1 protein-coding gene is annotated in these 1,141 nt (G+C 48.8%); it reads right to left on the bottom strand.

Features of this window, described 5'->3' with window-relative positions:
• Positions 1-138: 138 nt before the first annotated feature.
• The coding region (locus tag Q0314_RS04335; RefSeq protein WP_298056904.1) for a double-cubane-cluster-containing anaerobic reductase at positions 139-1,141 on the bottom strand (1,003 nt) is incomplete at its 5' end.

Below are 1,141 nucleotides of genomic sequence, written 5' to 3'. Positions count from 1 at the left end.
TGGCTGCCGCTGCCAAAGCTCCTTTTAAAAAGCCGCGACGAGATTCGTCTATCTCTTTAAATTTCATGCAATCTCTCCTTTCTTTGGTTTGTTTTTAAATTTAGAAAATTCTTCATTTTAAAATTTCGAGCTACCCGCTTAAAGCAGTTCTATAAACGCCTCTAAACGCGTGCGAATTTGCCCCACGTCTTGTTTGGAGTAGTCGGTCTCCAAGCTCATATAGTTTGCTCCCGCTTCGCGGCTTGCTTCTTTGATCCTGTTTGTCTCGATCGCGTAGGTGTGACAGCCGCTTAACACGACATCAACGACGCCGTGGGCTTGATACTCGTGGATAAATTCCTTTATAATATCGCCTCTGGCGTCGTTTTGATACATCACCGAACATGGAATTTTAAGGTAGCGCTCGGCGATATTTGCGACCAGGTCGCCCTCTAGCTCTACATTATTTTGATAGTTTTTGGTGCCCGTGCAGTTTTCAAAGGCCACCACGTCAGCACCCAGCTCCTCGATCTGCTTGACAACCTTTTCATAGATGCCCCCACTCGGGCAGCCTGTGATGATGATGCGCTTTTTGTGTTTGGCGCCGCTCATATCTTTTTCGCGCAGAGCCTTGACGTAGGAGCGTAGCATGCGTATCTTTTTGCTTTTGTCGTAGATGTAGTCGCTCGCAAACAGCACCTGATGCATTTCGCTACCGCTAATCGGGCTTGGATTTAGCTTGCCAAGCTCCATTAGCTCGTTTAGCGCGTCTCGCTCCTCGTTAAAAATCTCTATCGTCTCTTTTAGTTTTTCGTCCGTTATTTGCGTACCGAAACGCTGCTCCAAATAGCCTTTAAACTCCCGTAGCTCCTGCGTCCAAAGCTCCAAACTGCGTTTATTTGTCATATTTGGCAGCTCTAAAACGCGGACTTCCTTGTGCTTTGCTAGCAGTTCGTACATCTTTTTCTTGCCGTCGCAGGTGGTCTCGCCGACCACTACGTCGCTAGCGTTCATGTAGGGGCATTTTTTGGTTATCGCGTAGCCGTAGCTTGCTTTGATCAGCGGACAAAGATTGCGCGGAAGCTCGGCGTGAGCAGCGTTTATCGGTCCTTCGTCCGAGGCGCACAGGCTAACTGGTACCGCGCCCGCGGCGTAAATGAGC

It is taken from the genome of uncultured Campylobacter sp. (genome assembly GCF_938040115.1).
Classification (GTDB): domain Bacteria; phylum Campylobacterota; class Campylobacteria; order Campylobacterales; family Campylobacteraceae; genus Campylobacter_A.
Note: the sequence above shows the minus strand (reverse complement) of the source record. Positions and strands in the feature narration are given on the sequence as shown.